8 protein-coding genes are annotated in these 6,790 nt (G+C 57.5%); all 8 read left to right on the forward strand.

The genetic code is table 11. The features are described 5' to 3' along the window. Positions 1–236: 30S ribosomal protein S2 (locus ACIOU6_RS27290; RefSeq protein WP_401139819.1), on the forward strand; the 236-nt coding region annotated here is incomplete at its 5' end. Between the two features lie 203 nt (positions 237–439). Beyond that, positions 440–1,303 carry a translation elongation factor Ts gene (gene tsf / locus ACIOU6_RS27295; RefSeq protein WP_221732443.1) on the forward strand — a complete coding sequence of 288 codons (864 nt, stop codon included), beginning with the start codon at positions 440–442 and terminating at the stop codon, positions 1,301–1,303. Between the two features lie 209 nt (positions 1,304–1,512). Next, the gene (pyrH, locus tag ACIOU6_RS27300) at positions 1,513–2,256 is read left to right on the forward strand and encodes a UMP kinase (protein WP_003222124.1); all 744 of its coding nucleotides are present in this window, start codon (positions 1,513–1,515) and stop codon (positions 2,254–2,256) included. Next, positions 2,253–2,810 carry a ribosome recycling factor gene (gene frr, locus ACIOU6_RS27305; protein ID WP_187679155.1) on the forward strand — a complete coding sequence of 186 codons (558 nt, stop codon included), beginning with the start codon at positions 2,253–2,255 and terminating at the stop codon, positions 2,808–2,810. The genes pyrH and frr overlap by 4 nt, the downstream gene beginning before the upstream one ends. 14 nt (positions 2,811–2,824) lie before the next feature. Next, the gene (gene uppS / locus ACIOU6_RS27310) at positions 2,825–3,580 is read left to right on the forward strand and encodes a polyprenyl diphosphate synthase (protein WP_221732444.1); all 756 of its coding nucleotides are present in this window, start codon (positions 2,825–2,827) and stop codon (positions 3,578–3,580) included. Continuing rightward, on the forward strand, positions 3,580–4,386 hold the full coding sequence (locus tag ACIOU6_RS27315) for a phosphatidate cytidylyltransferase (protein ID WP_401139824.1): 807 nt from the start codon (positions 3,580–3,582) through the stop codon (positions 4,384–4,386). The genes uppS and ACIOU6_RS27315 overlap by 1 nt, the downstream gene beginning before the upstream one ends. Next, on the forward strand, positions 4,383–5,573 hold the full coding sequence (gene ispC, locus ACIOU6_RS27320) for a 1-deoxy-D-xylulose-5-phosphate reductoisomerase (protein WP_401139827.1): 1,191 nt from the start codon (positions 4,383–4,385) through the stop codon (positions 5,571–5,573). Before ACIOU6_RS27315 ends, ispC begins: the two co-directional genes overlap by 4 nt. Positions 5,574–5,627: 54 nt before the next feature. Continuing rightward, a partial coding sequence (gene rseP / locus ACIOU6_RS27325) for an RIP metalloprotease RseP (RefSeq protein WP_401139829.1) occupies positions 5,628–6,790 on the forward strand: 1,163 nt, incomplete at its 3' end.

The following is a 6,790-nucleotide window of genomic DNA, read 5'->3' on the forward strand; positions in this document are numbered from 1 at the left end:
CCCGTATCATCATCCTGCCAAACGATCACCTCGAAACACCGCACTTCGAAGTTCAGCGTTTGCGTGATGACAGCCCGGAAGGCGTTGACTACATCATCCCAGGCAACGATGACGCAATCCGCGCTATCCAGCTGTACATGGGTTCGATGGCTGACGCAGTTATCCGTGGTCGCAACAATGTTGGCGGCGGCACTGTAGAATTCGCAGCTGAAGAAACTCAGGCTGCAGCTGAGTAATTGACGCCCTGGCGTTGACTCAGTAAGCAAAAAGGGGGCTTGGCCCCCTTTTTGCCACCTCGAAAACCATTTGTCGGCGCCCACGTGTGGCACGCTCCCCCTGCATCTGTAACGTGCAGCGGTTACAAAGGTGGTTCGGGAAGAATTGAACGCCCGTTCGATCGGGTGGAATGGTTGAAAACCTATCCAAGAGGAATTTGAAAATGGCAGCAATTACTGCAGCGTTGGTTAAAGAACTGCGCGAGCGTACCGGCGAAGGCATGATGGATTGCAAGAAAGCCCTGGAAAAGGCTGGCGGCGACATCGAAAAAGCCATTGATGACATGCGTGCTTCGGGCGCGATCAAAGCTGCGAAAAAAGCTGGCAACGTTGCCGCTGAAGGCGCAATCGCTCTGGTTGAAGACGGTAAGGCTGCCGTTCTGCTGGAAGTGAACTCGCAGACCGACTTCCTGGCTCTGCAGGACGACTTCAAGGCGTTCGTTGCTTCTAGCGTCAAGAAAGCATTCGACGAGAAGCTGGCTACCGTTGAACCGTTGATCGAAGCTCAAGAAGCTGATCGCCTGGTACTGGTCGGCAAGGTTGGCGAAAACGTCAACATCCGTCGCCTGACTCGTGTAGAAGGTGATGTTGTTGGTGGTTACCTGCACGGCAACAAAATCGGCGTAGCTGTTGTTCTGAAAGGCGGCGACGTTGAGCTGGCTAAAGACATCGCTATGCACGTAGCGGCCAGCAACCCGGAATTCCTGCTGCCGTCGGAAGTGTCTGCTGAAGCTATCGAGCGCGAAAAAGCCGTGTTCCTGAGCCTCAATGCTGACAAGATCGCTGGCAAGCCGGAAAACATCGTTGAAAACATGATCAAAGGCCGTATCAGCAAGTTCCTGGCTGAAGCGAGCCTGGTTGAGCAGGCGTTCGTCAAGAACCCTGAAATCAAGGTTGGCGAGCTGGCTAAGAAAGCTGGCGCAGAAATCGTTTCCTTCACTTACTACAAAGTAGGCGAAGGCATCGAGAAGCCGGTCGACAACTTCGCTGAAGAAGTTGCTGCCCAGCTGGCTGCCGCCAAGCAATAAGACGGTTTTTCAACTGTCGCCCGAAAGAGGCTGCCCGCTTACGCGCGCAGCCTCTTTTCAGATGGGGCAACCAATTTTTTATTGGTTTCCACTTGGAACTGACTTACAAAGCCATGTTCCGATGGCGCTGAAGCAGCGCCAAGCTAGAGTGAACGCCAGCTGTAAACAGCTCGCAAAGAATTTTAAATACGCCGCAGGAGAGATTCGCAATGGCTCAGCAGGGCAGTGGTTATCAGGCTCGCTATAAACGCATTCTACTCAAGCTTAGCGGCGAGGCCCTGATGGGCTCGGAAGAGTTCGGGATCGATCCAAAAGTGCTGGATCGGATGGCGCTGGAAGTCGGTCAACTGGTCGGTATCGGCGTACAGGTCGGTCTTGTGATCGGTGGTGGTAACCTGTTCCGCGGCGAAGCTCTGAGCAAAGCCGGCATGGATCGGGTGACAGGCGACCACATGGGCATGCTGGCCACTGTGATGAATGCCCTGGCCATGCGCGACGCGCTGGAGCGTGCCAATATCTCGGCCATCGTGATGTCGGCCATTTCCATGGTTGGCGTAACCGATCACTATGATCGCCGCAAAGCCATGCGCCACCTGAACTCCAAAGACGTCGTGATTTTCGCGGCTGGTACCGGCAATCCGTTCTTCACCACGGACTCGGCTGCCTGCCTGCGTGCAATCGAAATCGATGCCGACGTCGTGCTGAAGGCGACCAAGGTTGATGGCGTCTACACCGCAGATCCGTTCAAAGACCCGCATGCCGAGAAGTTCGATCATCTGACTTATGATGAAGTGCTGGATCGCAAGCTGGGTGTGATGGACCTGACGGCTATTTGCCTGTGCCGCGACCATAAGATGCCGCTGCGCGTATTCAACATGAACAAGCCCGGCGCCCTGCTGAACATCGTACATGGCGGCGCTGAAGGAACCCTGATCGAGGAAGGTCAACAATGATCAACGAAATCAAGAAAGACGCTCAAGAGCGTATGCAGAAGTCTCTGGACTCCCTGTCCCATGCATTCGGTCAGATTCGTACCGGCAAGGCACACCCAAGCATTCTGGGTAGCGTGATGGTGCCGTACTACGGCGCAGACACTTCTATCACCCAAGTGGCCAACATCACTGTAAAAGACTCGCGCACCCTGCAGGTCGTGGCGTTTGAGCGCAACATGCTCGCGGCCGTCGACAAGGCGATCCAGAGTGCCGGCCTTAACCTCAACCCGACCAATCTGGGCGAGTTGCTGTTGATCTCCATGCCAGCCCTGACCGAAGAAACCCGCAAGGGTTTCACCAAGCAGGCGCGTAGCGCTGCGGAAGACGCGCGTGTTGCCGTGCGTAACATTCGTCGTGATGCCTTGGGTGAGCTGAAGAAGCTGGTCAAGGACAAGGAAATCAGCGAAGACGAAGAGCGTCGTGCTGCTGCGGACATTCAGAAGCTGACTGACAAGGCTGAGGCTGATATCGATGCGGCCACCAAGCAGAAAGAAGCGGACCTGATGGCCGTATAAGGGTCGAGTTTTAAATGGACAAGACCAAGCAGACTGCGCCGTCCGCGGTGCCGCGCCATGTCGCGATCATCATGGATGGCAACAATCGCTGGGCGAAAAAACGCTTTATGCCGGGTGTTGCCGGGCATAAAGCGGGTGTGGATGCTGTTCGGGCCGTGATCGAGGTGTGCGCTGAGGCCAAGGTGGAAGTGCTGACCCTGTTCGCCTTCTCCAGTGAAAACTGGCAGCGCCCGGCCGATGAGGTCAGTGCCTTGATGGATCTGTTCTTCAAGGCATTGCGTCGTGAGGCCAAGCGCCTCAACGAAAACAACATTAGCCTGCGCATCATTGGTGATCGCTCGCGCTTCCATCCGGAGCTTCAAGCCGCGATGCGCGAAGCCGAGGCCATGACCGCGGGCTCCAACCGTTTTATCCTGCAGATCGCCGCCAACTACGGCGGTCAGTGGGATATCGCGCAAGCCGCGCAGCGTTTGGCGCGTGAAGTTCAGGCCGGGCATCTGCGTCCGGAAGACATCACCCCTGATTTGCTGCAAACCTGTCTGGCGACCGGCGATCTGCCGTTGCCGGACTTGTGCATTCGCACTGGCGGCGAGCACCGCATCAGCAACTTCCTGCTGTGGCAACTGGCTTACGCCGAGTTGTACTTCTCCGACCTGTTCTGGCCGGACTTCAAACACGATGCCATGCGCAATGCGCTGGCTGATTTCGCTTCGCGCCAGCGTCGTTTCGGTAAAACGAGCGAACAGGTCGAAGCTGGAGCCCGGGTTTAATGCTTAAACAACGAATCATCACTGCACTGATCCTGCTGCCGATCGCCTTGTGCGGGTTTTTCCTGCTCGAAGGTTCCGGTTTTGCGCTGTTCATCGGTCTGGTCGTGAGCCTCGGCGCCTGGGAATGGGCGCGTCTGGCGGGCTTCACCGCACAATCGTTTCGCGTTGGCTTTGCTGCCGTCGTCGCATTGATGCTGTTCGTCATGTACGTGGTGCCCAGCCTCGCACCTTGGGTGTTGGGTGCTTCGGTGCTTTGGTGGGCGGTTGCGACGTATCTGGTGCTGACCTACCCGCGTTCCAGCGAACATTGGTCCAGTGCTGCCAGCAAGCTAGTGATTGGCCTGTTGATTTTGCTGCCGGCCTGGCAAGGCCTGGTGCAGATCAAGCAATACCCACTGGGTAACTGGTTGATCATGGCAGTGATGGTGCTTGTCTGGGGTGCAGATATCGGCGCGTACTTCTCCGGTCGTGCATTCGGCAAGCGTAAGTTGGCCCCTCAAGTCAGTCCGGGTAAAAGCTGGGAAGGCGTCTACGGCGGTCTCGTCCTCAGTCTGGTTATCACCACTATTGTTGGCCTGGTGCGTGATTGGACGGTTGCCGAGTTGCTCAAGGGGCTGATTGGTGCTGCGCTGATCGTCTTCATCTCGGTTGTGGGCGACCTCACCGAAAGCATGTTCAAGCGTCAGTCCGGCATCAAGGACAGCAGTAATCTGCTGCCAGGCCATGGTGGCGTGCTCGATCGCATCGACAGTCTGACCGCGGCCATTCCAGTCTTCGCGGTGTTGCTGTGGATGGCTGCGCCGTGAGCCGCCCGCAACAGATCACTGTTTTGGGGGCGACCGGCTCGATTGGTCTGAGCACCCTTGATGTTATTGCGCGTCACCCTGAGCGCTATCAGGTTTTCGCATTGAGCGGTTTTACTCGCCTGAGTGAGTTGCTGGCCTTGTGCATACGGCATGTGCCGCAATTTGCCGTGGTGCCGGAAGTCGCGGCTGCGCGCGGTTTGCAGGACGATTTGCGCGCAGCCGGTTTGTCGACGCGTGTGCTTGTGGGGGAGGAGGGCTTGTGTCAGGTCGCTTCTGCTCCGGAAGTCGACGCGGTGATGGCGGCGATCGTTGGCGCGGCGGGCCTGCGTCCGACTCTGGCGGCAGTCGAAGCCGGCAAGAAGATCCTTTTGGCCAATAAAGAGGCGCTGGTAATGTCCGGCGCCCTGTTTATGCAGGCGGTACGCCAAAGCGGTTCTGTGCTGCTGCCGATCGACAGCGAGCACAACGCGATTTTCCAGTGTATGCCACAGGATTTTGCTCGCGGATTGAGCTCTGTCGGTGTTCGCCGGATTTTGCTTACAGCCTCTGGTGGTCCGTTCCGACAGACGCCGATGAGTGAATTGGCGCACGTTTCACCTGAGCAAGCGTGTGCCCACCCGAACTGGTCCATGGGGCGCAAGATCTCAGTAGACTCGGCCAGCATGATGAATAAAGGCCTTGAGCTGATCGAGGCTTGCTGGCTGTTTGATGCAAAGCCGTCGCAAGTCGAGGTGGTGATCCACCCGCAGAGCGTGATTCACTCGCTGGTCGACTATGTTGATGGCTCGGTACTGGCGCAATTGGGTAACCCCGACATGCGCACACCGATCGCCAATGCTCTGGCCTGGCCGGAACGCATTGACTCCGGTGTGGCGCCGCTGGATCTGTTTGCAGTTGCGCGCCTGGACTTCGAGGCGCCGGATGAGCAGCGCTTCCCTTGTCTGCGTCTGGCGCGTCAAGCGGCCGAAGCAGGCGACAGTGCACCGGCGATGCTCAATGCGGCCAACGAAGTGGCGGTGGCGGCGTTTCTCGACGGACGAATCCGTTACCTGGAAATCGCGAGTATCATCGAACAGGTGTTGAGCCTCGAACCGGTCGTAGCACTGGATGATCTCGACGCCGTGTTTACGGCAGACGCCAGGGCGCGAGTTCTGGCTGAGCAGTGGTTGAAGCGTCACGATCGATAGAATTTGAAACACAATGGCGTCACGCGGCACTGAACAGGATTGCGGAGAAAATAGATGAGCGCGCTCTATATGATTGCCGGCACCCTGATCGCCTTGGGTGTGCTGGTCACCTTTCACGAATTCGGCCACTTCTGGGTCGCGCGTCGCTGTGGCGTCAAGGTTCTGCGCTTTTCCGTAGGCTTCGGCATGCCTCTGCTGCGCTGGCACGACAAGCAGGGTACTGAGTTCGTCATCGCCGCGATTCCACTGGGTGGCTACGTCAAGATGCTCGACGAGCGTGAGGGCGAAGTGCCGGTTGATCAACTGGATCACTCGTTTAACCGCAAATCGGTTCGTCAGCGTATCGCTATTGTTGCCGCCGGCCCTATCGCCAACTTCCTTTTGGCCCTGGTGTTTTTCTGGGTGTTGGCCATGCTCGGTAGCGAGCAGGTACGCCCGGTCATCGGTGCGGTCGAGTCCGGCAGCATCGCCGCCAAGGCTGGTCTGGGTGCGGGTCAGGAGATCGTCGCCATTGATGGTGAGCCGACCACCGGTTGGGCAGCCGTCAACTTGCAGTTGGTGCGTCGGCTGGGTGAAAGCGGTTCGTTGCAGTTGCTGGTGCGTGAGCAGGGCTCTACCGCGGACTCTCCACGCGAGTTGATGCTGGATCACTGGCTGCAGGGTGCTGATGAGCCGGATCCGATTCGCTCGTTGGGTATTCGTCCGTGGCGTCCGGCCTTGGCGCCTGTGCTTGCCGAGCTTGATCCAAAAGGTCCTGCTCAGGCGGCTGGCCTGAAAACCGGTGATCGCCTTCTGTCTCTGGATGGTCAGGCGCTTAATGACTGGCAGCAAGTGGTTGATACCGTTCGTACGCGTCCTGATACCAAAATCATGCTGCGTATCGAGCGCGATGGTGCTCAAATCGACGTCCCGGTCACCTTGGCGGCGCGCGGTGAAAGCAAGTCGCCAAGCGGTTATCTGGGGGCGGGTGTGAAAGCAGTCGACTGGCCACCGGAAATGATCCGTGAAGTCAGTTATGGGCCATTGGCCGCGATTGGCGAGGGCGCCCATCGTACTTGGACCATGAGCATTCTGACGCTGGACTCACTCAAGAAAATGCTGTTCGGCGAGCTCTCGGTAAAAAACTTGAGTGGACCGATAACCATTGCTAAAGTGGCGGGCGCTTCTGCCCAGTCGGGCGTCGCTGATTTCCTGAATTTCCTTGCTTATCTGAGTAT

Source organism: Pseudomonas sp. NPDC087615 (assembly GCF_044743445.1).
In the GTDB taxonomy this organism is placed as follows: domain Bacteria; phylum Pseudomonadota; class Gammaproteobacteria; order Pseudomonadales; family Pseudomonadaceae; genus Aquipseudomonas; species Aquipseudomonas baetica_A.